The organism is Streptomyces sp. FXJ1.172 (assembly GCF_001636945.3).
In the GTDB taxonomy this organism is placed as follows: Bacteria; Actinomycetota; Actinomycetes; order Streptomycetales; family Streptomycetaceae; genus Streptomyces.
Window position 1 is genome coordinate 4,053,662 of sequence record NZ_CP119133.2, and the last position, 24,988, is coordinate 4,078,649.

Annotated in this window: 20 protein-coding genes; 6 read left to right on the plus strand and 14 right to left on the minus strand. The window is 73.4% G+C overall.

What is annotated here, in order from left to right; all coding sequences use genetic code 11:
- Positions 1-59: 59 nt before the first annotated feature.
- From A6P39_RS17940 to A6P39_RS17955, 4 genes are all read right to left on the minus strand, one after another.
- The gene (locus tag A6P39_RS17940) at positions 60-1,049 is read right to left on the minus strand and encodes a malate dehydrogenase (RefSeq protein WP_067050767.1); all 990 of its coding nucleotides are present in this window, start codon (positions 1,047-1,049) and stop codon (positions 60-62) included.
- Between the two features lie 379 nt (positions 1,050-1,428).
- Entirely contained in the window at positions 1,429-2,850 is a 1,422-nt protein-coding gene (locus A6P39_RS17945; protein ID WP_067050770.1) for an XRE family transcriptional regulator, read from the minus strand.
- A 299-nt stretch (positions 2,851-3,149) separates the two neighbouring features.
- Entirely contained in the window at positions 3,150-3,611 is a 462-nt protein-coding gene (locus A6P39_RS17950; protein ID WP_067050773.1) for a DUF3017 domain-containing protein, read from the minus strand.
- Positions 3,601-4,455, minus strand: coding sequence for a bifunctional methylenetetrahydrofolate dehydrogenase/methenyltetrahydrofolate cyclohydrolase (locus A6P39_RS17955; RefSeq protein ID WP_067050776.1), 855 nt, complete (start codon positions 4,453-4,455; stop codon positions 3,601-3,603). Before A6P39_RS17955 ends, A6P39_RS17950 begins: the two co-directional genes overlap by 11 nt.
- A 251-nt stretch (positions 4,456-4,706) precedes the next feature.
- Between A6P39_RS17955 and A6P39_RS17960 the strand changes: the two genes are divergently transcribed.
- The 4 genes from A6P39_RS17960 (at position 4,707) to A6P39_RS17975 (ending at position 8,399) form a co-directional block, all read left to right on the plus strand.
- A complete protein-coding gene (locus tag A6P39_RS17960) occupies positions 4,707-5,327 on the plus strand; it encodes a hypothetical protein (RefSeq protein ID WP_067050779.1) in 621 nt (206 codons plus the stop codon).
- Positions 5,328-5,475: 148 nt separating this feature from the next.
- On the plus strand, positions 5,476-6,249 hold the full coding sequence (locus A6P39_RS17965) for a hypothetical protein (protein ID WP_067050782.1): 774 nt from the start codon (positions 5,476-5,478) through the stop codon (positions 6,247-6,249).
- Positions 6,246-7,805: a protein kinase domain-containing protein gene (locus tag A6P39_RS17970; RefSeq protein ID WP_067050785.1), complete on the plus strand. Its 1,560-nt coding sequence runs from the start codon at positions 6,246-6,248 to the stop codon at positions 7,803-7,805. Before A6P39_RS17965 ends, A6P39_RS17970 begins: the two co-directional genes overlap by 4 nt.
- A gap of 108 nt (positions 7,806-7,913) precedes the next feature.
- Positions 7,914-8,399, plus strand: coding sequence for a hypothetical protein (locus tag A6P39_RS17975; RefSeq protein WP_234379047.1), 486 nt, complete (start codon positions 7,914-7,916; stop codon positions 8,397-8,399).
- 73 nt (positions 8,400-8,472) lie between these two features.
- On the opposite strand, the gene purH is transcribed toward A6P39_RS17975, so the two are convergent.
- Together purH and purN are read right to left on the minus strand one after the other, a co-directional pair.
- The gene (gene purH, locus A6P39_RS17980; protein ID WP_067050788.1) at positions 8,473-10,041 is read right to left on the minus strand and encodes a bifunctional phosphoribosylaminoimidazolecarboxamide formyltransferase/IMP cyclohydrolase; all 1,569 of its coding nucleotides are present in this window, start codon (positions 10,039-10,041) and stop codon (positions 8,473-8,475) included.
- Entirely contained in the window at positions 10,038-10,676 is a 639-nt protein-coding gene (purN, locus tag A6P39_RS17985; RefSeq protein ID WP_067050791.1) for a phosphoribosylglycinamide formyltransferase, read from the minus strand. The genes purH and purN overlap by 4 nt, the downstream gene beginning before the upstream one ends.
- A 250-nt stretch (positions 10,677-10,926) precedes the next feature.
- Here purN and A6P39_RS17990 point away from each other — a divergent pair, with 250 nt between their 5' ends.
- The gene (locus A6P39_RS17990) at positions 10,927-11,751 is read left to right on the plus strand and encodes a hypothetical protein (protein ID WP_067050794.1); all 825 of its coding nucleotides are present in this window, start codon (positions 10,927-10,929) and stop codon (positions 11,749-11,751) included.
- 73 nt (positions 11,752-11,824) lie between these two features.
- Here the strand turns inward: A6P39_RS17990 and A6P39_RS17995 are convergent, their stop codons facing one another.
- Positions 11,825-13,612 carry a cell division protein PerM gene (locus A6P39_RS17995; RefSeq protein WP_067050797.1) on the minus strand — a complete coding sequence of 596 codons (1,788 nt, stop codon included), beginning with the start codon at positions 13,610-13,612 and terminating at the stop codon, positions 11,825-11,827.
- 67 nt (positions 13,613-13,679) lie between these two features.
- On the opposite strand from A6P39_RS17995, the gene A6P39_RS18000 reads away from it, so the two are divergent.
- Positions 13,680-14,567, plus strand: coding sequence for a sigma factor-like helix-turn-helix DNA-binding protein (locus A6P39_RS18000; protein ID WP_199840895.1), 888 nt, complete (start codon positions 13,680-13,682; stop codon positions 14,565-14,567).
- A 77-nt stretch (positions 14,568-14,644) separates the two neighbouring features.
- Here A6P39_RS18000 and sucD read toward each other — a convergent pair whose 3' ends face one another.
- The 7 genes from sucD to A6P39_RS18035 form a co-directional block, all read right to left on the minus strand.
- The gene (sucD, locus tag A6P39_RS18005; protein WP_067050803.1) at positions 14,645-15,529 is read right to left on the minus strand and encodes a succinate--CoA ligase subunit alpha; all 885 of its coding nucleotides are present in this window, start codon (positions 15,527-15,529) and stop codon (positions 14,645-14,647) included.
- A 28-nt stretch (positions 15,530-15,557) separates the two neighbouring features.
- Positions 15,558-16,736: an ADP-forming succinate--CoA ligase subunit beta gene (sucC, locus tag A6P39_RS18010; RefSeq protein ID WP_067050806.1), complete on the minus strand. Its 1,179-nt coding sequence runs from the start codon at positions 16,734-16,736 to the stop codon at positions 15,558-15,560.
- Between the two features lie 452 nt (positions 16,737-17,188).
- Positions 17,189-18,835, minus strand: coding sequence for a hypothetical protein (locus A6P39_RS18015; protein ID WP_067050809.1), 1,647 nt, complete (start codon positions 18,833-18,835; stop codon positions 17,189-17,191).
- Between the two features lie 274 nt (positions 18,836-19,109).
- Entirely contained in the window at positions 19,110-19,979 is an 870-nt protein-coding gene (locus tag A6P39_RS18020) for a hypothetical protein (RefSeq protein ID WP_159396122.1), read from the minus strand.
- Positions 19,980-20,134: 155 nt separating this feature from the next.
- Positions 20,135-21,331, minus strand: a complete 1,197-nt coding sequence (locus A6P39_RS18025; protein WP_079133573.1) for a VWA domain-containing protein — start codon at positions 21,329-21,331, stop codon at positions 20,135-20,137.
- Positions 21,328-23,802 carry a DUF5682 family protein gene (locus tag A6P39_RS18030; protein WP_067050812.1) on the minus strand — a complete coding sequence of 825 codons (2,475 nt, stop codon included), beginning with the start codon at positions 23,800-23,802 and terminating at the stop codon, positions 21,328-21,330. The genes A6P39_RS18025 and A6P39_RS18030 overlap by 4 nt, the downstream gene beginning before the upstream one ends.
- Positions 23,799-24,929: an ATP-binding protein gene (locus A6P39_RS18035; RefSeq protein WP_067050815.1), complete on the minus strand. Its 1,131-nt coding sequence runs from the start codon at positions 24,927-24,929 to the stop codon at positions 23,799-23,801. Before A6P39_RS18035 ends, A6P39_RS18030 begins: the two co-directional genes overlap by 4 nt.
- Positions 24,930-24,988: the final 59 nt, after the last annotated feature.

Consider the following 24,988-nt stretch of genomic DNA (forward strand, 5'->3'; position numbering starts at 1 on the left):
GCAAGACGCTCGGCACCCCTGCGGCGGGATGCCGAGCGTCAGCCGTGTCCGCGGAACTCTCAGATGAGGCCCAGGGAACGGACCGCCTCGCGCTCCTCCGCCAGCTCCTTGACGGAGGCGTCGATGCGGGCGCGGGAGAACTCGCTGATCTCCAGGCCCTGGACGATCTCGTACGAGCCGTCCTTGGTGGTGACCGGGAAGGAGGAGATCAGACCCTCCGGGACGCCGTAGGAGCCGTCCGACGGGATGCCCATGGAGGTCCAGTCGCCCTCGGCGGTGCCGTTGACCCAGGTGTGGACGTGGTCGATGGCGGCGTTCGCGGCGGACGCGGCGGAGGACGCGCCGCGGGCCTCGATGATCGCGGCACCGCGCTTGGCGACGGTCGGGATGAACTCGTCGGCCAGCCACTGCTCGTCGTTCACGACCTCGGCGGCGTTCTTGCCGGCGACCGTGGCGTGGAAGATGTCCGGGTACTGGGTCGCGGAGTGGTTGCCCCAGATGGTCAGGCGCTTGATGTCGGCGACCGTGCTGCCCGTCTTCTTCGCGAGCTGGGTCAGCGCGCGGTTGTGGTCCAGGCGGGTCATCGCGGTGAAGCGCTCGGCCGGGACGTCCGGCGCGGCGGCCTGCGCGATGAGCGCGTTGGTGTTGGCCGGGTTGCCGACGACGAGGACCTTGATGTCGTCCGCGGCGTGGTCGTTGATGGCCTTGCCCTGCGGCTTGAAGATGCCGCCGTTGGCCTCCAGCAGGTCACCGCGCTCCATGCCCTTGGTGCGCGGGCGGGCGCCTACCAGGAGGGCCACGTTGGCGCCGTCGAAGGCGACGTTCGGGTCGTCGCTGATGTCGATGCCCTGGAGCAGCGGGAAGGCGCAGTCGTCCAGCTCCATGGCCGTGCCCTCGGCGGCCTTGAGCGCGGGGGTGATCTCCAGGAGGCGCAGCTTGACCGGCACGTCCGCGCCGAGCAGCTGGCCGGAGGCGATGCGGAAGAGCAGGGCGTAACCGATCTGGCCGGCCGCGCCGGTGACGGTGACGTTCACGGGAGTGCGGGTCATGGCGTTCTCCGTATGACAGCTGGCGGTGGGGCGTCCCGCCCCGGGCGGATGATCGATCTCTTGACGCCAAGAGATCGATCCAGCGGTCAGGCTATCGCGCATCCGGCATGCGAGACGTCAGGGGCCGTGTGGCTCACCCCACAGGGCGGACAAGGGTCATGACGAGACGGCCGGAACGAGTGGAGACGGGACGGCGGCCGCCGGTCCGGGAGAGGGGGACGGAGGCGGCCGCCGGTGGGGGGAGGTACCGGCATGCCGGACTCCCGTGGGGGGTATCGTTCGCGTGCCCAGGATCCGGCGACCCATGCACCCGATCCAGGAATTTCACTCCGGCGGTGTCACACGGGCCGTTCGCCCGGCGCGCCGCACCCGTTGTGCGCTATTTCGTGCACCCTGTCCCCCCGGCGGCGAGGGTCGCACAGGCCCTGGCCTCCGCCCCGTTCCGCACGGCGACCATCGGGGTGTAGGCGATGGCGTCGCCGACCGCGGTGATCCCGCCCGTCTGGCGCAGCGTGCCCACGGAGACCTCCACCTTGTCGCCCTGCGCGGCGCCGGTGATCCGGCCCCAGGCCGCACCGCAGGCCTTGCTGTAGCGGACCTCCAGGGTGATGGCGCCGACGGTGGCGGTCTTGGCGGTGGTCACCAGGTCACCGGTGCAGCCCATGGCCTCGGCGTCCTTGCCGGTGCAGTCGGAGCCGGCGCACTTGACGCCGGGCGGCGGGCTCGCGTGGCGGGTGGCGGCCGGGGACGGCGGCCTGGCCGCACCCTCGTGCCTGCCGCCGCCCCGGTGGGTGAGGAAGAAGACGGCGGCGATCACGACGCTCACACCGACGAGCCCCGCGAGGAACATCATCAGCCGCTGCCGGCCACCGCCGTCCGCGGCGGGCCGGGGTGCCGGTACGTCGTACGGGTTAGGGCTGTCCGGCGTCCAGGCGGGCCGCTCCCCCGCGTCGCCGGGCCGCTGCGACCCGTCGGCGGAACCCGCACCGGACCCGGCCGCAGCCCCCGCCCCGGCACCAGCACCAGCACCAGCACCAGCACCAGCACGGGCGCTCGCCGGGGACGGTCCCTGATACCCGGCCAGACCCCAGGAGTTGCCGGAACCGACGGAGCCACCGGAGCCGGCGGCGAAGTCCGCGCCCGGCCCGTCACCGTCGGCCCGGCCGCCGCCCGCGTCACCGCCCGGGCCACGCTCCGCGCCCTCGGCCGGACCCCGCCCCGGAGGATCGAGCAGGTCACTGCCCGCGCCGTCCGCCGGACCACGCCCCGCGCCACCGCCGGCCGGGCCGCGCCCCCCGCCGTCCCTGGCGTCGGCGTCCGCGCCCGTCGGCTGCGGCGGGATCGTCGGGGAGACACCGGCCGGGCCGGCGATGCCCAGGGGAGGGATCGCGCCGGTGCCCTTGCGGCCCGGCGGGGTTGCGGACGGGGCCGCGGACGGGCCCCCGGTCGCCTCGGCCGCGCCGAAGTCGCCGAGCGCGGCGCGCGCCTGGGAGATCCGGATGGCCTCCATGGTGCGGTCGTGCCGCATCTCGGCCCGGCTCCAGGCGCGTTCGGCCAGCTCCCACATCGTCGTCAGATGGACGGGGTTGGCGCCGGTGACCTCGGCGAGCGCGACGACCGCGCCCTTGGGCGCGAGGAGCCGGCCGCCCAGATAGCGCTCCCAGGACGTCTTGCTGTAGCCCGTGCGGTCGGCCAGTGCGGCGACGCTGAGCCCGCTTCTGTCCACCAGCCGCCGCACCTGGCTGGTGAACTCCTTGATCTGCGGGTCCAGATCCTCGGGCAGCTCTTTCCAGCGAGGCATCGCTTCCCCCCTCTTCCCCCCGGTCGGTGCTCTTGGTTCTCGCGCCCGGCCCCCCGGCCGGGCCCCGCGTTCAGGTACCCGTCCTGGCTACCCACAGGGATGCGCTGCCTAAGGGTCCCAGTTCCCGGAGCGGGGGCGCACGGGAGCATCGGTGGGGGCGCGCGCGGACACCGTAGCGGAACGGTCACTTCCGTGCCACAGCGCAAGGACAGCCGTTGAACAGGCAGTTCACGGGCGGAAGGCTGAATACCGACGGCGGTTCGTCCTTCCTCGGGGGAGGGGACGAGCCGCCGTCACCGCTACTTGCCGTTGAGCGTGAAGTGCAGGGTGTCCTTCAGGAACGGGATCTCGATCCACGGCTTGGGCTGGGCCATCATCGTCAGCAGGACGATCGCGAGGCCGAGGATGCCGTAGGTGGCGATGTCCGTGAACCGGGAGCGTACGGCGAGCATGCCGACGCTGGGCAGTGTCCAGCGCATGACCGCGCCGGCCAGCAGGGCGGCGCCGATCAGCAGTGTGCCCCAGCGGAAGACGTCCAGCGCGGTCAGCAGCAGGCCGAGCGCGACCGCGCCCAGCACGACCAGCAACGGCCACTGCCGGGCGGGGGCCGGCGAGGCACCGGACGCGGCCCGGCCGCCGCCCTCGGGCCGGGCGGTGTCCCGGGTGATCCGCGGAAAGCGCCGGGTGGTACGCCGGGGAGTCTGCCCGGCGTGCTGCGTGACGCGGGTGGCCGCCCCCGCGCGGGCGTCCTCAGCCGGCACTGCGCTCCGCCGCCTCGACCACGTTGACCAGCAGCTGCGCCCGGGTCATCGGGCCGACGCCGCCGGGGTTCGGGGAGATCCAGCCGGCCACCTCGGTGACGTCCGGGTGCACATCGCCGACGATCTTGCCCTCGGCGTTGCGGGAGACACCGACGTCCAGGACGGCCGCGCCCGGCTTGACGTCCTCGGCGCAGATCAGGTGCGGGGCACCGGCCGCGGCGATGATGATGTCGGCCCGCTTGAGGTGGGCGGACAGGTCGCGGGTGCCGGTGTGGCACTGGGTCACGGTGGCGTTCTCGCTGCGCCGGGTGAGCAGCAGCGGCATCGGCCGGCCGATGGTGACACCGCGGCCGACGACCACGACCTCGGCGCCCTTGATCTCAACGCCGTGGGCGCGCAGCAGGGAGAGGATGCCGTTGGGGGTGCAGGGCAGCGGCGCCGGCTCGTTCAGCACCAGCCGGCCGAGGTTCATCGGGTGCAGGCCGTCGGCGTCCTTGGCCGGGTCCATCAGCTCCAGGATGCGGTTCTCGTCGATGCCCTTGGGCAGCGGCAGCTGGACGATGTAGCCGGTGCAGGCCGGGTCCTCGTTCAGTTCCCGGACGACGGCCTCGATCTCCTCCTGGGTGGCGGTGGCGGGCAGTTCACGCTGGATGGAGGCGAGGCCGACCTGCGCACAGTCGCGGTGCTTGCCCGCTACGTACTTCTGGCTGCCGGGGTCGTCCCCGACCAGGATCGTGCCGAGGCCGGGCGTGATGCCCTTCTCCTTCAGCGCCGCCACGCGGGCGGTCAGATCGGACTTGATCGCGGCTGCGGTGGCCTTGCCATCGAGAATCTGGGCGGTCATACCCCCATCCTCGCGGATGACCCGCCCCCGGTTCCAATCCGAGTATCACCTCGCTCACCCTTTGATCAACTCTGTTGCACTTGCACAACACCTGACGATTCCGGCTGGACAAGCGAGACCGGCCTGAAGAACGATGAACGCAACAGTGCAGCGGGCAGCTCAACGGGGGGACGTACCGCATCTGTAGAGACTCCTCCTCCATGCGGTGTCCCGCCTCGTCCCCAGCACTCGAGCGACGGAGGAACACCGCCATGAGCTTCGGCGACCCGAACAATCCCTACGGCCCGCCGCCTCCGCAGCCGCCGGCGCCGCCTCAGGCGTACGGCTACCCCCAGCAGCCCGGCTTCCCGCCGCAGGGCTACGGCTATCCGCCGCAGCCCCCGTACGGTGCCTACCCCGGTGGCTACTCGATGCCGCAGACGATGCCGGGCCTGGTGATCACCGCACGCGTTCTGCTCTTCGTCGTGGCCGGCGGGCAGGTTCTCAGCGGCATCGGCTCCTTCGCCGCGGCCGGCGACCTCCGCGACAAGTACGGATCGAGCGCGGACTGGCTCCCCACCTCCTCCAGCATGACCGTCTCCGACCTGATCCACATGTTCCAGTTCTTCGGTGTGCTCTTCCTCGCGCTCATCCCGCTGTCCATCACGCTGGGTGTCAAGATGTCCAGCGGGCGCCAGGGCATCCGGATCACGACGATGGTCTACGGCATCGTCGGCGCCGTCGTCGGCCTCCTCGTCCTGCTCAGCGGGGCTAGCAACGGTGCCCCCGCCGGTGTGCTCTACGGGCTGCTGTGGGTCGCCGTCGCCTGCGTGATGGCCGCGGCCATGATGACCTCGAGCGGCGCGGCCTGGTTCAACCGCCCGCGCTACTGAAGTCACCCGCGCGACAGAACAGTTCACGCCATTCACCGTCGAGGGCCGTGTCTCACCCGTCCAGGGGAGGCACGGCCCTGGTGTATCGCCCTAGTCTGACCTGGGTAGCCGTACTGACCGGGTTGCCGTCAGGCGCGGGGAGCGCACCGTGTACAGCATCATCGTCGTACCTCCGCCGACCCCGGAGGACGATCACCAGCAGACCCAGGTCCGGCTCGCCCCGGGCGAGCGCCTCGGTTTCGGGCGGGCGCCCGGCAGCGGCCTGCGGATCCCGCACGACGGGGTCTCCCGCCGGGCCGGCGAGGTCACCGCCCAGGGCACGTTCTGGATACTGAGCAACCTCTCTGCGCGGCAGACCTACGTCGTGGAGAACCCGGAAGGCGCGGGCGAGCACATCAAGGTGGGCCCGGGCCGGCTCGACGCCCCCGTCCCGTTCGAGTTCTCGCGGATCGTGCTGCCCGCCGCCGGCGACCTGCTGGCGCTCGAGGTCTGGGCGCCGCGCCACGACTATCTGCACCCCGACCACCTGCACGACGACGGCGAAGACGACGGCCGCCGGCCGGCCGGCGACACCACCGCCGCGGCCTTCGCCGTCGACCGCACCAAGCGCTACTTCGCCGTCCTGGCCGCCCTGTGCGAACCGCGGCTGCGCGGCGACCCGCACGCCCCGCTGCCCACCGTCGACCAGGTCGTCGACCGGCTGCGCCCCGCCTGGCCCGCCGCCTCGCGCACCTCGGTGCAGTGGAACATCGACTATCTGGCCGTGAAGCTGCGGCTCAAGCCCGGCCCGGAGAGCGCGGACCCCGGTCCCCGCCTCAACGGCAAGAAGGAGTCCCTGGTCTCGCTCGCGCTCCGCTTCGACGTCGTGCGCGAGGACGACCTGGTCGTGCTGACCACATCGGCCAGCCGGGCGGCCCGGTGACCGAGCCGTACGCCGTGCCGGTGCCCAAGGGCTACCGGGTCGGCGCCTGGGAGGTGCGCGAGCCGATCGCGACGGGCGCCTTCGGCAGCGTCTACGCGGGCCGGCGCGTCGGCACCGGTGAGCGCGCCGGCGGGCGCGAACTGCCGCGCACGGCCGCCCTGAAGTTCCTGCCCACCGGCACGAACACCCCGCGCCGGCTGGCCCACCTGGACGAACTGGTCGAGCGCGAGGTCGCGTTGCTCCGCCGGCTCAGCAGGCCCCGGCTGATCCGGATGTACGAGACTCTCGTCGTGGACGACCCGGCCCGGCCCGTCCTCGACGGTGCCACCGTGCTCGTCCTGGAGCGGGCCGAGGGCTCCCTCTCCGCCCTGCTCACCGCCACGCCCCGCCCGGCGGCCGGGCCCGCGCTGCTCGCCCAGGTCTGCGAGGGGCTGGTCCAGCTGCACCGGGCGGGCTGGGTGCACGGGGATCTGAAACCGGCCAACGTGCTGTTGATGGCGGACGGTTCGGCACGGCTCGCCGACTTCAACATGGCCGCCGAGCTGGAGGGCACCCACGCCTACACCCCCGCTTTCTCCACCCCCGACTACACCCCGCCCGAGCTGCTGTGGGGGGAGATCGGCGAACGCGGCCGGCGGATCCGCCCGTCCGCCGACGTCTGGGCCTTCGGCGTGCTCGCCCACCTCGTCCTCACCGGCTCCTTCCCGCTGCCCGGCGCCACGCCCACGGCCCGGAGGGACGCGGCGGCGAGCTACGCGCGCGGCACCGACGAGCTGCGCCTGTCGCCCGAACTCCCGGACGCCTGGCGGGAGATCGTCCGCGGATGTCTGGCCCGCACGCACGCGGACCGCATCACGACGAAGGCGCTGTCCCGCCGTGTGGCGGCCGCCGCCGGCCCGGGCGCCTCGCCGCGCCTGCCCCGGCTGCTCCGGCGCCGCGGGCGCCCCGTGGCGGGGATCGTGGCCGCCACCGTCACCGCGGCGGCTCTCGCCTACGGCATCGGCATCGGCGTCCGCACCGGGGACGGGAGCACGCACGGGGGCAAGGCGGCGACCGCTGCACTGGCGACTTACGGCGCCCCGGAACTCCGTACCGGCCGAGGCGTTCCGGTGCAGTACCGGCGGCTGATCGTGGACGCCGCCCACGCCTGCTCCGAGCCCGATGTCACGCCGGCTCTCATCGCGGCGATGCTCAAGTCCGAGAGCGACTTCGACCCGAACCTCTCCGACCCCGGCAAGCAGGAGTTCGGCATCGCCCGCTGGACTCCGGGCGTGCTGCGCTGGTGGATGCAGGACAACGGCGTTCCCGCGTCGGCGACCCCCACGCCACCGCTCACCCCTTCCGTCTCCATCCCGGCCATGGGCCGCTACCTGTGCTACATCGACAACCACTTGAAGCCCGGGCTGCCCGGCGACAAGCGGGTGCTGGTCGCCGCCGGCTACCGGACGTCGGCCGGCAGGGTGAACGACACGGGCGGAGTTCCCCCGAAGTACCGCGACTACTGCGCCCGTGTCGTCCACTACCTCAAGGAGTACACGCCCCCGGGAAAGAAGTGACCCTGAGACTTCCGAGGTACCGACGGGCGGGGACGGCTGGGACTGTTGGACCACTCCACCGGGGCACCCCGGCGGAGCGACCAGAACAGTTCATGCACCACCGTTCACATGGGGGAACACGTGAACATCGCCAAGCCCGCCGCGCTTCTCGTCGCGGCCACCGCTCTCGTCGCCGGCTCCACGGTCGCGGCCGTCGCCGGCACCGCCCCGGACGGCACCCGGGTCACCGGTGTCCAGCAGGTCGCCGACCACGTCCTCGCCGGCCACCCGAAGCCGCTCTCGTCCTCCGCCGGCCAGGTCCGCTACGACGGCCTGACCCTCACCAAGGCCCCGCGGGGGAAGGCGGCCGCCAAGGACCTGGACTGCGCGTACGGCCACCTGTGCATGCTCGTCGACGGCACCAAGTTCGACTTCTACAAGTGCCAGACCTGGACGGTCCAGAACTGGACCGGCGACGGCCCGTTCACCAACAACCAGACCCCGGGCACGGTCGCCAGGTTCTACAACCAGGACGGCAGCGTCCGCTGGACCTCGACGGCCTACGAGGCCGGCACGGCCAGCTGGGACCCGGTCTACTCCCTGCGCCCCTGCTGACCTGACAGCCCGACGGCCTCCGGCCCCCTCGGGGGAGGGCCGGAGGCCGTCGTCGCCGGCGGACCGGCAGCCGTCAGTGGAAGAAGTGGCGGGTGCCCGTGAAGTACATGGTCACGCCCGCCTTCTTCGCGGCCTCGACCACCTGCTCGTCACGGATCGAGCCGCCCGGCTGGACGATCGCCCGGACACCGGCGTCGATCAGGATCTGCGGGCCGTCGGGGAAGGGGAAGAACGCGTCCGAGGCGGCGTACGAGCCACGGGCGCGCTCCTCGCCGGCCCGCTCCACGGCCAGCTTGCAGGAGTCGACGCGGTTGACCTGGCCCATGCCGACGCCGACCGAGGCGCCGTCCTTGGCGAGCAGGATCGCGTTGGACTTCACAGCGCGGCAGGCCTTCCAGGCGAAGGCCAGCTCCTGGAGTTCCTCGGCGGAAAGCGCCTCGCCGGACGCCAGCGTCCAGTTGGCGGGGTCGTCGCCGTCCGCCTGGAGCCGGTCGGTGGCCTGGAGCAGCAGACCGCCGTCGATCTGCTTGGCCTCCACGCGGTTGCAGGGGCCGTTCGGGGCCTTCAGCACACGGATGTTCTTCTTCTTGGCGAGGGCCTGCAGGGCCCCCTCCTCGTAGTCCGGCGCGACGATGACCTCGGTGAAGATCTCCGCGACCTGCTCGGCCATCTCCTTGCTGACCGGGCGGTTCACGGCGATCACACCGCCGTACGCGGACACCGGGTCGCAGGCGTGCGCCTTGCGGTGCGCCTCGGCGACGTCCGGACCGACCGCGATACCGCAGGGGTTGGCGTGCTTGATGATCGCGACGCACGGCTCGTCGTGGTCGTACGCGGCACGGCGGGCGGCGTCCGTGTCCGTGTAGTTGTTGTACGACATCTCCTTGCCGTGCAGCTGCTCGGCCGCCGCGAGACCGGCACTGCCGTCGACGTAGAGGGCGGCGGGCTGGTGCGGGTTCTCGCCGTAGCGCAGGGTGCTCGCGCGCTCGAAGGTGGCACCGAGGAAGTCCGGGAACTGCGACTCGTCCACGGGGGCGTACGAGGACGCGAACCAGGAGGCCACGGCCACGTCGTAGGCGGCCGTGTGCTGGAAGGCCTCGGCGGCCAGCCGAGCCCGCTGGGGCAGGCCGAAGCCGCCGTCCTGGACGGCCGCGAGGACGTCGGCGTAGCGCTCGGGGCTGGTGACCACGGCGACGGAGGGGTGGTTCTTGGCGGCGGCGCGGACCATGGAGGGGCCGCCGATGTCGATCTGCTCGACGCACTCGTCGTCGCTCGCGCCCGAGGCGACGGTCTCGCGGAACGGGTAGAGGTTGACGACGACCAGGTCGAACGGCTCCACACCCAGCTCGGCGAGCTGCCGCCGGTGGTCCTCGAGCCGCAGGTCGGCGAGGATGCCCGCGTGCACCTTCGGGTGCAGCGTCTTGACCCGGCCGTCCAGGCACTCGGGGAAACCGGTCAGCTCCTCGACCTTGGTGACGGGGACGCCGGCGGCGGCGATGCGGGAGGCCGTGGAGCCGGTGGACACCAGCTGGACACCGGCCTCGTGCAGCCCGCGGGCCAGCTCTTCCAGACCGGTCTTGTCGTAGACGCTGACGAGCGCCCGGCGAATCGGCCGCTTGGTGCTCTCGGCGGTGGCGGTCACTGGATAACTACCTTTCGTCCCTCAATGCGATAGCCGTTGCGGGCGAGCCGCCCCACGACCTCGACGAGCAGCCTTCGCTCGACTTCCTTGATGCGCTCGTGCAGCGCGCTCTCGTCGTCCTCGTCCCGGATCTCGACCACGCCCTGGGCGATGATCGGGCCCGTGTCGACGCCGTCGTCGACGAAGTGGACGGTGCAGCCGGTGACCTTGGCGCCGTACGCGAGCGCGTCGCGCACGCCGTGCGCCCCCGGGAAACTGGGCAGGAGCGCCGGGTGGGTGTTCACGAAGCGGCCGCCGAAGCGCGCGAGGAATTCCTTCCCGACGATCTTCATGAACCCGGCGGAGACCACGAGGTCGGGCTCGTGGGCGCTCACGGCCTCGGCGAGGGCGGCGTCCCACTCCTGTCGGCTGCCGAAGTCCTTGACCTTGCGCACGAAGGTCGGCAGCCCGGCCCGCTCGGCACGGGCGAGCCCCTCGACACCGTCACGGTCGGCCCCCACGGCGACGACCCGGGCGCCGTACCGCTCGGCTCCGGTGCGCTCGATCTCGTCCAGCAGCGCCTGGAGGTTGGTGCCGGATCCGGAGACCAGCACGACGAGACGCTTGACCGCGGGGGCAGCGGGGGTGGCGGCCACGGGAGGCCCTTTCTCGGGTACTTGTACATTCGTACGAATGCTTCGCGCCCCTGGATACGGGGAACTCTACGAAGCAGCCGACCGGCAGCAACGATACCGGCACACTGGACAACCCCCACGGGACGGGGGCGTGGCCGGAAGGTAGCGTTCGGGAGGAACCGGCTCGGGAACGCGTTCGCACCGCGGTGCGTTTCCGGGGTGGAAGCTCACGTCGGACAGCCGTATTCACCTAGGGGAAGACGCTCTCTTGATGCCCGATCGCAGCCTGCGACTCCGCACGTTCCCCTCCAGCCCGGATCAGGGGGGAGAGCGTGGTGCCGTGCTGCTGCGGGAGCGGCCGGCCTCGCCGCCCCAGGCGCCGAGGGGCGGCCAGGACGGCGACGGCCAGGGCACCGGGCAGCAGGACGACAACCCCTTCGCCCCTCCGCCCGAGGGCACCCCCGACCGGCCCTGGCAGCCCCGCCACCACCCCGGTCCTTCCGGCGGTCCTTCCGGCGACCCGGGTGACGGCTCCGACTCCGGTGGTGCTCCCGGACACGGCCCCGGCGACGACTCCCCGTGGGGCAGCCGGTGGAGCGACCGGCAGCCCGGACGCGCCCCCGGCGGCGGCTTCGGCGAGCGGCCCGGCGGCGGCCCCCAGGGTCCCGGCGGACCGGCCGGCCCCGGCATGCGCTGGGATCCGACCGACCCCGCCCAGCGCCGCGCGCGCTACGCCCTGCTGTCGGGCATGTGGGCCGTCTTCTTCGCCCTGTTCAGCTGGCCGTACGTGGCCCTCCTGCTGGGCGCGCTGGCCCTGTACTGGGGCATCAGCGCGCTGCGCGCCAAGCCGCGCACACCGTCGCCGGACAGCCCGGCGCAGCCCACTGCGGCCCGGCCCCAGGTGACGGCGGCCGTCGGCGGCCTGGTCACGGCGTCCCTCGCCCTGGTCCTGGTGGCCTCGACCTTCACCGTCCAGTTCGTCTACCGCGACTACTACACGTGCGTGAACGACGCCCTCACGCACGAGGCCAAGCAATCCTGCGACCAGCTGCTGCCGAGGGAGCTGCGGGGGGTACTGGGGACGGCCAACAGCTGAGGCGGGTCGCGTTCCCTTACGCCCGCGGCGTGCGGAAGCACCGCGCTCCCGGGCCCTTCGGGACCGGGCGGGGTCAGCGGGGGGCGTCGGGGGGCTCCGGGGTGCCGGACGGAGGGTCGGCCGGCTCTGGCCGGGGTTCGGCGGCTGCCTCCCGCAGGGCCGCCCAACGGGAGGCGCGGGCGACGTCGTCGTGCCAGTCGGGGCCGAACGGGTCTTCCGCCGGGAGGACGCCGTACGGCTCCTCGTCGGCGTCGCCGGACACCTGGAGCACGGCCCGGGCCCCCTCGCCCTCGCCCTCCTTGTCCTCCTTGCCCTTGTCCTTCCCGCCCTTGTCCTTCCCGCCCTTGTCGCTGTCCTTGCCCTGACCGGTGCCCTCGGCCTCGGCCGTGGCCCGGTCCTTCGCCTCCGTCCGCGTCGTCCCCTGGTCCATCGCGTCCCCGGCGCCCGCCGGGGCGCCGTCCGCCGGACCGGAGTCCGCCGAGGCGCCCTGGGCCGTCCGCCCCGCCCCCGTGTCCTGCGCCGGGATCTCCCCGGACCGCATGCGCCCGGCCCACAGCCGCCACGCCCGTACCGTCAGCGCCACCGGCATCCCGAGCACCGCCGTCCAGACCCCGGTCGCTCCCCCGGTCTGCCACCACACCGGGCCGAAGCGGGCCAGCGCGGCCACGCCCAGCGGGCCGCCCGCCAGCGTGGCGAGCAGGGCGCAGGCCGCCGTGCAGACCGCCGCGGTCAGCAGCACCACCCCGGCGGTACGGGCGGCCGGCCAACGGGCCGAGACCTCTTTCCCCTTCACCGGCCCGCGCACGGCACCCCGCGCCACGAACCATCCCGCCGTCACCCCTGCCGCCACCGGCACCAGCCCCGTCAGCCAGTTCGGCAGCGCCCCGGGCCCCGCGTCCGGCACCGCCGCCAGCAGCGGGAACGGGGGCAGCAGCGGGGCCGGATGCGAGGCGAGCGGATGCACCAGGTGTCCGGCGCCGAGCACGAACCCGGGGCCGAGGGCGTACGACGCGGCCCACACCGCCGCGTTGGGGATCAGGGCGATCCCGAGCAGCAGCACGGCGAACCGTCCGGTCCAGCCCTCCGTCAGCTGGAGGAAGGACGCCCGTGCCGCACCGCCGTGCCACACCAGCGACACCGCGAGCAGCAGCGCCCCGCCGCCGAGCAGCACGGTCGTCGCCGCACCGGCCGCCCGCACGGCCGTACCGAGCCGGGGCCGCGCGTCCGCGCCGAACACCAGCCGCCGCACCGGATCCGGCACCACCCGCAGCGCGCTGAGCACCGGTTCGCGCGGACAGCCGTACGCCGACCACACCCCGGCCGCCGCCGAGGCCGTCGCGACGAGCGGCAGACACACCGTCACCCAGAGCCAGGAGGGCCGCAGTTCGGCACCCCCGCAGTACAGCGCGGCCGGGATGCCGACCGCGAGGTAGCCGAGGACGACCCCCGTCCACACCGTCTGGGCGGGCACCGGGGGCGGTCCGTCGGCGTCGGTGGGCGCGTCGACGGCGTCCCGGGCCGCCCGGTACAGCAGCCACACCGGCAGGGCGAGCAGCAGCAGCGGGGTCACGCCCACCGGCAGGGGCGCGCCGGAGAGCGTGTCGGTGCGGGCCAGTTCGACGCCGTGCGCCAGCAGCCACAGGGCGGCGGCGACGTGCATGGCGCCGCCCGGACCGCTGTCGGGGTACGGCGAGCTGACCCACAGCGCCATCACGAGCACGGCGAACGAGCCGAGCCCGAGTCCGGCGGCGAGGGCGCCGCCGAGGATGCTCGCGGCCAGTCCGGGTGAGCGGTCGCGCAGCCGGTTCAGCAGGAGCGACAGCGACGGTCGGCGAACGGTCATCGGGATCACGCCCGCCATGCTCCCAACGACACGCGCTTTCCCGTCGTAACAGGCGAACCACCGAAGTGTCGCCCAATATATTTTTATGTTCTTTTTCGTACGGAAGGGCGCGGTGACGAAACAGAACGCTGCCGGTCCGCAGCCACCGCCGAAGGAACGCATGGGTGAGCGCGAGTCCCTGACGCCCGCTCAGGCCTTCGACGCGCTGTACACGTTCTGCACCCCGGCCCTCGTGCGCCAGGCCTATCTGCTGTGCGGGCGCCGGGAGCTGGCCCGCGAGGCCGTGGAGCGGGCCTTCCAGCTGGCCTGGCAGCGCTGGCCCGAGGTGGCCCGGGACCGGGATCCGGCCGGCTGGGTGCGGGCGGTGGCGTACGAGTGCGTGCTGTCCCCCTGGCACCGCTTCCGCCCCCGCCACCGGCACCCGGAGCCGCCGCCCGCCGACCCGGCCGACCGCGCGCTGCTGCACGCGCTGCTCACGCTGCCGCCGTCGTACCGGCGCACGCTCGTCCTGTACGACGGGGTGGGCCTCGACCTGCCCGAGACGGCGGCGGAGACGGAGGCCAGCACGCCGGCGGCGGCGAGCCGGCTGACCCACGCCCGTCAGGCCGTGGCGGACCGCATCCCGGAACTGGCCGACCCCGCCGCGCTCCACCGGCGGCTGCTCGAACTGGGCTCGGCGGAGCGCTTGTGCGCGGCCAGGCCGGCGGTGGTGCGCACCGTCGGCGAGCGGCGCAGCGTCTTGTGGACCCGGGCGGCGGTCGCGTTCACGGTGGCGATCATCGGCGCGACGACGCTCACGCTGCGCACGGCACCGACCCACTACGAGGCGCCGATCGCCCCCGCCCAGGCGGTGCAGGGGCTGCCGCCCCTGTATGTCCCAGGTCCCCTCTCCCAAGGTGAACAGGCCCTGCTGAAGAAGCTGCGCAAGTCGGTGTCGGGCGGGCCGGAGAGGCTGGCGCCGATCGCCCGGTGAACGCCGGTGGGCCCGCCCCCGGGCAAGGGGACGGGCCCACCAACGGCCGGCTGGGAAGCCGGGTGGCGCCGGGAAGCTCAGCCGCCGAGGATCTCGCGGGCGAGCTTCGCCGTCTCGGTCGGGGTCTTGCCGACCTTGACGCCCGCGGCCTCCAGGGCCTCCTTCTTGGCCTGTGCGGTGCCGGAGGAGCCGGAGACGATGGCGCCGGCGTGGCCCATGGTCTTGCCCTCGGGCGCCGTGAAGCCCGCGACGTAGCCGACGACCGGCTTGGTCACGTTCTCCTTGATGAACGCCGCGGCACGCTCCTCGGCGTCGCCACCGATCTCACCGATCATCACGATCAGCTCGGTGTCGGGGTCGTCCTGGAACGCGGCCAGGGCGTCGATGTGGGTGGTGCCGATGATCGGGTCACCGCCGATGCCCACGGCCGTCGAGAAGCCGATGTCACGCAGCTCGTACATCATCTGGTACGTCAGCGTGCCGGACTTCGAGACCAGGCCGATGCGGCCCGGCTTCGTGATGTCGCCCGGGATGATGCCGACGTTCGACTGGCCCGGGGTGATGATGCCGGGGCAGTTCGGGCCGATGATGCGGGTCTTGTTGCCCTTCTTGCCGGCGTACGCCCAGAAGGACGCCGTGTCGTGCACGGCGATGCCCTCGGTGATCACGACGGCCAGCGGGATCTCGGCGTCGATGGCCTCGACGACCGCGTCCTTGGTGAACTTCTCCGGCACGAAGATGACGGAGACGTTGGCGCCGGTCTTCTCGATGGCCTCGGCGACCGTACCGAAGACCGGTACCTTCTTGCCGTCGAAGTCAACGACCTCGCCCGCCTTGCGCGGGTTCACGCCGCCCACGACGTCGGTGCCGTCGCCGAGCATGAGCTTGGTGTGCTTCATGCCGGTGGCGCCGGTCATGCCCTGGACGATGACCTTGCTGTCCTTGTTGAGCCAGATAGCCATGGTGTGTTGGTGTCCTCGTCCTGAGTGCTTACTTGGCGGCGGCCAGCTCGGCGGCCTTGTCGGCCGCGCCGTCCATGGTGTCGACGCGCTGCACCAGCGGGTGGTTGGCGTCGGTGAGGATCTTCCGGCCCAGCTCGGCGTTGTTGCCGTCGAGGCGGACGACGAGCGGCTTGGTGACGTTCTCGCCGCGGTCCTCGAGGAGCTTGAGGGCCTGGACGATGCCGTTGGCGACCTCGTCGCAGGCGGTGATGCCACCGAAGACGTTGACGAACACGGACTTGACGTCCGGGTCGCCGAGGATGATCTCCAGGCCGTTCGCCATGACCTGGGCGGAGGCGCCGCCGCCGATGTCCAGGAAGTTGGCGGGCTTGACGCCACCGTGCTTCTCACCGGCGTACGCGACGACGTCCAGGGTGCTCATCACGAGACCGGCGCCGTTGCCGATGATGCCGACCTCGCCCTCGAGCTTGACGTAGTTGAGGTTCTTCGCCTTGGCGGCGGCCTCGAGCGGGTTGGCCGCGGCCTTGTCGTGCAGCTCCTCGAACTCCGGGTGACGGAACTCGGCGTTGTCGTCGAGCGACACCTTGCCGTCGAGGGCGATGACGTCGCCGGAGGCGACCTTGGCCAGCGGGTTGACCTCGACCAGGAGGGCGTCCTCCTTGATGAAGGTGTCCCACAGCCTGACGAGGACGTCCGCGACCTTGTCCGCGACCTCGGCCGGGAACTTCGCGGCCGCGACGATCTCGCGGGCCTTCTCGGGGGTCACACCGTCGATCGGGTTGATCGGCGTCTGGGCGACGGCCTCCGGACGGGTGGCGGCCACCTCCTCGATCTCCATGCCGCCCTCGACGGAGGCGATGGAGAGGAAGGTGCGGTTGGCACGGTCGAGGAGGAAGGAGACGTAGTACTCCTCGAGGATCTCCGGAGCGGTCTCGGCGATCATGACCTTGTGGACCGTGTGGCCCTTGATGTCCATGCCGAGGATGTCCGTCGCACGGGCGACGGCCTCGTCCGCGGAGGCGGCCAGCTTGACGCCGCCGGCCTTGCCGCGACCACCGACCTTCACCTGCGCCTTGACGACGGACTTGCCGCCCAGCCGCTCGGTGATCTCGCGCGCCGCCTCAGGCGTGTCGATGACTTCACCGGCCAGCACCGGTACATCGTGCTTGGCGAAGAGGTCCCTCGCCTGGTACTCGAACAGGTCCACGCGCTTCCGTCCCTATCAGTGATCTCGCGGTTCGTTGGATGCGTGGGCGTGCCGCGAAGGGCAACGTGACGTCCGCTTGTCACAAGGGGGGCGCACACGGTGTCCGAGCGCGCGGCATGTCCGTCTCGCAGGTTATCGCCGGTTGCGGGGGCTCCCTAAATCGAGGGTCACACCTGAGCGGTGATACCTGTCACATGATGCCGGGTTCATTGGCACGGCGTGCCGCGACAGGTGTGCCGTACGGGGAGATGTGCGAGGCCTCACCGGGCTGGGGTTGACCCGGTGAGGCCTCTGGAGGGCCCCGGTGGTGCCGGGGCCCGCGGCGGTTGATCCCCACCCCAATGAGGACCACCCGCCCGGCCCGCGGGGCCCCGGCCGGACGGTCCGACGGCATTCGGCCGTCCGGGTCCGGTCACCCCGCGGAGCGCAGCTTCGGGCGCTCGGCCCGGCTCTCAGACGCCCTGCACGCCGTACCGGTTCTGATGGACGCCGTACGGGTCCTGGTGGTGGACCGTGTCCTGCGGGTACGTGGCGACGGCCTGCGCGGTCGCGCTACCGGCGAAGCCGCCCGCCTGCCCGGCCGCGCTCGTGGCAACGGCGTCGGCCTGGCCCGTCAGACCTTGGGCGACAGCGGTGGTGTGCCCGGTCGCTCCCGCGGCGAAGGCGGCGGTGCGCCCGGCCACCCCGTGCGCGAGCGGCGGTACGGCGCCGACGACGCCTCCCGCGAAGAGGTGGACGTCATCGGCCGCACCGTGGCCGAGGGCGCCCGCGTCGGCCGCGGTCTGCCCGGCGACCGGCACGACTCCGTGCACGGCACCGGCGGCCACCGGCGGCAGCACGGCATCCGTGGTGTCCCGTACGACCTGCCCGGCCAGCCCGCCGGCGTAGCCCGGCACGCCGTCGACAGCGCCGCTGACGCCCGGCCGCACATCGGCCACGGCACCCGTCGCGACGCTCCACACATCGGCGGTGATCCCGTGCACGGTGGAGGCGGCGTACCCGGCCGTCCCGTCCACAGCAGAGGCGGCGTACCCGGCGGTCCCGTGCACGGCTGTGGCGGCGTACCCGGCCGTCTCGTACGCGTGCGTGGCCGTGGGCCGTACGCCTGCCACCGCCTGGCCGGCGATCGGCACGGCACCGTGCAGGGCCGTGGCGGCGGCCGGCGGGACAACCGCCGCGGTCGTCTCGTCCACCACCGGTGTGACGGCGCCCGGCACCGACCGCACCGTGCCGACCGCCCGCTGCTCGACACCCGTGACCGAGCCGGTGACATGCCCGGGCACGGCGGCGACGGAAGCCTGTGCCGCGCCGGCCGCCTCGGCTGCCGCGCCGCGCGCGAAGCCCGTGGCACCGGCGGTCCGGCCCTGCGCACCGGCGACGGTCTGCCGCACCGTCGTCCGTACGGCGCCCTGGACCCCCTCAGCCTGGGCACGGGCGGTCGCCTGGGTGGCCTGGAGCTTGGTCTGGGCGGCGGCCAGCACCTCCTCCACCTCGGGGGCGAAGGAGGCGAGCGGGCCGAAGAGGTAGTCGATCGCGCTGTGGGGAGCGGACGAGGCGACGTGCGCGACCTCGTGGGCGGCTTGGCCGACGCCGTGCGCCCCTTCGGCCTGGACGCGCGCCTGGGCACGGTCCTGACCGGCCTGGACGCGCACCCGCGCGGAGCCCTGCGCCGCACGGGCCACCCGCGCGCCGCTGATGGCCTCGGCGCCCCGCATGCTCCGCGTCTTCGTCTTCGCGGCGGCCGGGGCCTTGGCGCCGGTGGACCGTCCTGTCTGGTCGGCTGTGCTGGTGAGGCCGGACACGGCCTGTGCGGGCCGCGTGGCCTGCGCGGTGGTGTCCGAGGCGGCCGGCGTGGCCGACGCGGCCGTGCCGGCCACGCCGGAGACCGTGTCGTTCACGGTGTTCGTTACACCGGAGACCGTGTCGTGGACGCCCGTGAGGAGTCCGTCCACGGTCCCGGCCACAGAATCGGTGCCCGCGTCCGGGACGGACTGGGAAGTGGCGGACAACTCGTCGGCACTGGCGGCGGCCGAGCCGAGCGCCCACGCGCCGGTGACGCCGGCGGCAATCACGATCGAACGGCGGATGTTCTTGTTCATTGCGTGCGTCAATTCCTTCGGAAACGGCTGGCTAGGGGGTTCCGTCCGGGAATCGCCGATCATTGACCTGGGATCCGAGGATCCGAGCATCCGGGGATCCAGCGGATCCCGGGATCAGGAGATCGGGGGATCGGGAGTTCGGGGAGCCGTGGGATCAGGGAGCCGGTGGAGCGAGGGGCTGATCGACGGGGCTGATCCTTGAGGCCCGGACGGACGGGCAGACCTGTTCCGCCCCCGCGCGGCAGGTCCGTGGCGGGGAGGTCGGCCGTACTGCCTAGCCGGGGAAGACGGGGATGTCCCGGTGCCGTTCCCGGGTGCGGGGCGCGTCGACGCGCGCGGCGGCGCCGAGCACGAGCCGCAGGGGCGCCCGGTTGCCGAAGGTGACGGCGTGCGCGTCACCGTGGCGGGAGGCGCTGCCGCCGACCGCCTGCTTGCCCAGCGCACCGTCCGGGTCTCCGGTGGGCGCCGGGCGGCCCGGGTGGCCGGCGGCGGTGCCGTGGTGCGCGGAGGTGTGCGCCGAGGTCCGTGGCGCGGGAGTGACCGCCGGGCCGTACGAGTCGAACGGCGCCGGCGCGGTGGCGGCGGTGCCGGCCCCGGCGTGGGCGTGCCGCTGGTGGGGCGCGGCCGAGACCGTGCCCCGGGCCGGAACCGCCGCACCGTCGTGGTGCCGCGGGCCGGCCACCGGGGTGTTCGCCCCCTGCGGCACCTGGACGGGCACTTCCACGGCCCGGCCGAGGTCGGGAAGGGGCAGGGAGGACACCTCGGGCCGCGCCGTCGGCTCCCCGACGACGGACCGGGACACGGCGCCCACAGCGGACACCACGCCCCGTACGGAGCCGACGGCCTTCTCACCGGTCGCACGCACGGGGGTGACGATCCGCTCGCCGCCCGCAAGGACGGAGCCCACGGCCTTCTCGCCACCCGCGCGCACCGCGCGCACCGGATCCTCGGACCCGGCCGTCCCGGGCGTCCCGGGCCGCGCCGGTGTCACCGTCTCCGGCGCGCTGGCCAACGTCCCGCGCACCGGGGGCCCGTCGGCCGCGTGTGCCTGCTCGCCGCAGAGGAACCCCAGCGCGAACAGCGTGCCGACCAGCAGCCCCAGTTGGAGCACACGCCGCCCGGCCGCCGTACGCAGTACGCGCACGGTGGTACCGAGAAGGGCTGCTGGGAAGGTCAACAAGGAGAGGAACATCCTCGGATCGGCGCGACAGGGGCTCCGCCGATCCTTGCACGGCACGCCTCGGGCCGCGCAACCCCCCTGTTACTGATGGGTACCCATATCCCCTTTCCTGCCTGGTGTCATGCGTTGTCCGGTATCGGCAGCGGTCTCTTCTCCAGCGCCGCCGCCATGACTTCAGGGAAGAGGTCGGGCGTGCAGGCGAAGGCCGGTGCGCCGAGCGCGGCGAGTGCCGCCGCGTGCTCCCGGTCGTACGCGGGCGCTCCCTCGTCCGACAGCGCGAGCAGCGCCACGAACTGCACCCCGGACGCCTTCATCGCCGCCACCCGTTTGAGCATTTCGTCGCGGATGCCGCCCTCGTAGAGGTCGCTGATGAGCACGACCACCGTCTCGGCGGGCCGGGTGATCTGCGACTGGCAGTAGGCGAGCGCCCGGTTGATGTCCGTGCCGCCGCCGAGCTGGGTGCCGAAGAGGACGTCGACGGGATCGTCCAGCTGGTCGGTGAGGTCGGCCACCGCCGTGTCGAAGACGACGAGCCGCGTGCTGATCGACCGCATGGAGGCGAGCACCGCGCCGAACACGGACGCGTAGACCACGGACGCGGCCATCGAGCCGGACTGGTCGATGCAGAGCACGACCTCCTTCTTCACCGACCGCGCCGCCCGCCCGTATCCGACGAGCCGTTCCGGCACGACCGTGCGGTACTCGGGCAGGTAGTGCTTGAGGTTGGCCGCGATCGTGCGGTTCCAGTCGATGTCGTGGTGGCGCGGGCGGCTGATGCGCGCGCTGCGGTCGAGGGCACCGTCGAGGGTGGCCCGGGTGCGGGTCGCGAGCCGCTTCTCCAGGTCCTCGACCACCTTGCGGACGACCGCGCGTGCCGTCTCCTTCGTCGTCTCCGGCACCGCCTTGTTCAGCGACAGCAGGGTGCCGACCAGGTGCACGTCGGCCTCCACCGCCTCGAGCATCTCCGGCTCCAGCAACAGCGAGGAGAGGCCGAGCCGGTCGATGGCGTCACGCTGCATGACCTGGACGACGGAGGACGGGAAGTAGCGGCGGACGTCACCGAGCCAACGCGCCACGGACGGCGCCGAGGCGCCGAGCCCCGCCGAACGGTCCCTGCCCGCCTGGGGTTTGTCCCCCTTGCCGTAGAGCGCGGCGAGCGTGCCGTCCATCGCCGCGTCCCGCCCGGACAGCGCACACCCGGTGCCGTCGGCCTGGTCCCCGCCGAGCACCAGCCGCCACCGCCGCAGGCGCTCCCGCGCCGGATCGCCGCTATCAGTGCCAGTGCCGACTGCGGTCGTCGTCGGCTCGGTCGTCATGTGCCCACCCCCGCAAGGCTGTTGTCGTCGGTCGTCGCGGGCTCGGCGTCGTCCATGCCGAGCAGCAGCCGCAGCACCGGCAGCACGGCATCGGCGCGCCCGGCGTCGGCCTCCGTGGCGAAGCCCGGTGTTCCGCCCCCGGCCCCGGCCCGCCCTCCCGCCTCTTCCGGCCCGCGCCGGACCAGCTCGCCCAGGGTTCTGCGCGCCCCCGGGTCGTACGCCGCGAACGTCCGCCGCAGCAGCGGCAGTACGTCCGTGAACGCCTCTGCCGGCACTGCCGTCAGCCAGCTGTCGATCAGGCCGAGCAGCCGCTCGTCGTGCACCAGCAGCAGTCCGCCCCCGCCGCCGGCGAAGCCCTCGATCCAGGCGGCCGCGTCGGCGGGCGGTGTCCCCGGCGACAGGGCGAGCCCCATCAGCCGCGCCGCCTTCTCCGCTTCCAGCGCGCCGTCGTCGAGCAGCAGTCGCACCGCCCGCCCCTGCAGGACACCGGCCACGGTGTCGCGCAGCGCCAGCGTCCGCAGCACGGCACGCCAGCGGTCCCTCAGATGGCCGCCGGCCGCCCCGGGACCAGCGCCGTCGGCACCGGCGCTCGCACCCGCCTGTGTCTCCGCGAGCAGCCCCACCGCCGCGTGCACGGCGTCCACTTGGGCGCGCATCTCCTCCGCCGCGTCCGCGTCGAGCGCGGTGCAGGCCGACGGCAGGCCGACGAAGATCCGCTCGGCCAGGCCCGCCGCGACTCCGGCCAGCGCACCGGTGTCGGTGCCGCGCACATCGCCGTAGCGCAGGGAGCGGACCAGGGCGGGCAGGGCCTGGGCCAGCTGGCCGACGTCCGGATCGAGCGCGGCCCGGTCGGCCAGCACCCGCATGACCACGGGCAAGGCGTCCGGCAGACCGGCCAGCAGACAGTGCTCGGCGAGCGTGGTGACATCGGCGAGGGCGCACGCGACCGCCGCGTCCGCCTCCGCCTTGGCCTGCGCCGCACCGCGTACGGTCGTCCCCCACACACCCGCCTCGGCGACCCGCACCGACAGCTCCGGTTCCCAGCGCAGCCGCCAGGTCTCGCGGAAAGTGCCCGTGCTCCCCCGCGACCGGGCCGGTTCGCCCCAGCCGACGCCGAGCAGCCGGAGCCGGTGCAGCAGCCTGCTGCGGCCGGCGTCGGTGTCCCCGCGCAGGTCCAGTTCCAACTCCCGCTCCAGCGGCTCAGGTTTGAGCCGCAGTGCCCGCTGCTGCCGGACCAGGTCCCGCTGGAGCGGCACCGCCGGGGCCGACTCCGGCACCTCTCCGAGGACGTCCCCGACGACCAGCCGGTCGTGCACCAGGGCCAGCGGCACGTCGGAGCCGTCCCCCATCACCGCGCGCACGGCGTCGGTGGTCTCGCTCAGCCCGGGCAGCGGCCTGCCGCGCAGCGCCGCCAGGGTCTCGGCGAGCCGGACGGCCTCGATCACATGGGCGGACGAGACGATCCGGTCCTCCGCGCGCAGCAGCCCCGCCACCTTGGTCAGCCAGCGCTCGACCGGCCGGTCGGGGGCGTGGAACAGATGGCCGTACCAGCCCGGCGAGTCGATCCCCGCGCCGTATCCGCCGGCCCTGGCGAGCCTGCGGTGCGTCCATGGCACCCAGGTCAGATCCACCTTCATCCTGGGCAGTGCCTTCAGCAGGGCGCGGTCGGCGGCGACGGTGGTCCTCGCGCGCAGCGCGGGCACGTGCCAGGCCCCGCACACCACGGCCACCTCGTCCCCGAACTCCTTGCGCGCGGCGCGCAGTTCGAGCCGCATGTGCGCCTCCCGCACCGGATCGCGCGCGTGCCCGCCGGTGCCGTACCGCTCGCGGAGCGCGCCCATGGCCTCCTCCAGGGCGGCGAACGGCGCGAAGGGGTCCCGCCCGCCCGGCCCCCGGTGCTCGACGACGTCCTCCCACCAGCGCTCGGGGTCGTCGTACCCGGCGGCCCCGGCGAGCGCGGCCAGCGGGTCGGTGTCCTGGGGCTTGTCGCCGGCCTGAGCCTCCTCGCCGACCTGAGGCCCGTCGCCGGCCCGGGGCCCGTCATCGGCCCGGGGGCCGTCGGTGCCCAGGGACTCGCCGGCGTCCTGCGGGACTTGCTCTCCCTGTTCCTCCTTCTGCTCCCACGCGAGCGTGTGCGTGGCCGGCAGGTCGATGAAGCGGGCCGGGACGCCGTGTTCCAGGGCCCAGCGGATCGCCACCCACTCGGGGCTGAACTCGGCGAACGGCCAGAACGCCGAGCGGCCGGGCTCGTCCACCGCGTGGGCGAGCAGGGCGACCGGGGGCCGCAGACCGGGGTCGGCGGCGAGCGGGATCAGCGCGTCGGCCTCGGGCGGGCCCTCGATCAGGACGGTGCGCGGACGGGCGGCGGCCAGCGCGGCCCGCACCGCGCGGGCGGAGCCCGGCCCGTGGTGCCGCACACCGAGCAGCAGCGGCCCGGAGCCGTACCCCGCGGGCCGGGCGGAGTCGGTCATGCGCTCACCTCCCGGCAGGCGCGGTAGAAGTCCGTCCAGCCCGCACGCTCGCGGACCACGGTCTCCAGGTACTCCTGCCAGACGACCCGGTCGGCCGCCGGATCGCGGACCACGGCGCCGAGGATGCCGGCGGCGACGTCGCCCGGGCGCAGTACGCCGTCACCGAAGTGCGCCGACAGGGCGAGGCCGCTCGTGACCACGGAGATCGCCTCGGCCGTGGACAGCGTGCCACTGGGCGACTTCAGCTTCGTGCGGCCGTCGGCGGTGACGCCGTCGCGCAGCTCGCGGAAGACGGTCACGACCCGGCGGATCTCCTCGATGCCGTCGGGCGCCGCCGGCAGGTCGAGGGAGCGGCCGATCTGCCCGACCCGGCGCGTGACGATGTCGACCTCGGCCTCGGCGCTCTCCGGCAGCGGCAGCACCACGGTGTTGAAGCGGCGGCGCAGCGCGCTGGAGAGGTCGTTGACTCCTCTGTCGCGGTCGTTGGCGGTGGCGATGAGGTTGAACCCGCGGACCGCCTGGACCTCCTCGCCCAGCTCCGGGACGGGCAGCGTCTTCTCCGACAGGATCGTGATCAGCGTGTCCTGCACATCGGCCGGGATACGGGTCAGCTCCTCGACGCGCGCCGTCATGCCCTCGGCCATGGCCCGCATGACGGGGCTGGGCACGAGGGCGTCGCGGCTCGGGCCGTGCGCGAGCAGCCGCGCGTAGTTCCAGCCGTACCGGATCGCCTCTTCCGGGGTGCCGGCCGTGCCCTGGACGAGCAGGGTGGAGTCGCCGCTGACCGCCGCCGCCAGATGTTCGGAGACCCAGGTCTTCGCGGTGCCGGGGACACCGAGCAGGAGCAGGGCGCGGTCGGTGGCGAGCGTGGTGACGGCGACCTCGATGATGCGGCGCGGGCCCACGTACTTGGGTGTGATCACCGTGCCGTCCGGCAGGGTGCCGCCGAGCAGGTACGTCGCCACCGCCCACGGGGACAGTTTCCAGCGCGCCGGGCGCGGGCGGTCGTCCTGCCCGGCGAGTGCGGCCAGTTCGGCGGCGAAGGTGTGCTCGGCGTGCGGTCGCAGCGCCTGCGGCTCCTTGGTCCCGTTCGCTTCGACGGACGTCGCTTCCATGGACACAGTCATGGCTAAGGCCCCCTCCAGCTCGGCCGGTTCGGATCTGCCACCAACCGTGCACCACGCCA

Coding starts and splice junctions, on each gene's coding strand:
- A6P39_RS17955 (WP_067050776.1), bottom strand. CDS start 4,455: ATGACCGCCCAGATTCTCGATGGCAAGGCCACCGCAGCCGCGATCAAG.
- A6P39_RS17960 (WP_067050779.1), top strand. CDS start 4,707: ATGAGCTTCGGCGACCCGAACAATCCCTACGGCCCGCCGCCTCCGCAG.
- A6P39_RS17940 (WP_067050767.1), bottom strand. CDS start 1,049: ATGACCCGCACTCCCGTGAACGTCACCGTCACCGGCGCGGCCGGCCAG.
- A6P39_RS17945 (WP_067050770.1), bottom strand. CDS start 2,850: ATGCCTCGCTGGAAAGAGCTGCCCGAGGATCTGGACCCGCAGATCAAG.
- A6P39_RS17990 (WP_067050794.1), top strand. CDS start 10,927: ATGCCCGATCGCAGCCTGCGACTCCGCACGTTCCCCTCCAGCCCGGAT.
- sucD (WP_067050803.1), bottom strand. CDS start 15,529: ATGGCTATCTGGCTCAACAAGGACAGCAAGGTCATCGTCCAGGGCATG.
- A6P39_RS18015 (WP_067050809.1), bottom strand. CDS start 18,835: ATGAACAAGAACATCCGCCGTTCGATCGTGATTGCCGCCGGCGTCACC.
- A6P39_RS18025 (WP_079133573.1), bottom strand. CDS start 21,331: ATGACGACCGAGCCGACGACGACCGCAGTCGGCACTGGCACTGATAGC.
- A6P39_RS17995 (WP_067050797.1), bottom strand. CDS start 13,612: ATGGCGGGCGTGATCCCGATGACCGTTCGCCGACCGTCGCTGTCGCTC.
- A6P39_RS17975 (WP_234379047.1), top strand. CDS start 7,914: ATGGGGGAACACGTGAACATCGCCAAGCCCGCCGCGCTTCTCGTCGCG.
- A6P39_RS18030 (WP_067050812.1), bottom strand. CDS start 23,802: ATGACCGACTCCGCCCGGCCCGCGGGGTACGGCTCCGGGCCGCTGCTG.
- A6P39_RS18000 (WP_199840895.1), top strand. CDS start 13,680: ATGTTCTTTTTCGTACGGAAGGGCGCGGTGACGAAACAGAACGCTGCC.
- A6P39_RS18035 (WP_067050815.1), bottom strand. CDS start 24,929: ATGACTGTGTCCATGGAAGCGACGTCCGTCGAAGCGAACGGGACCAAG.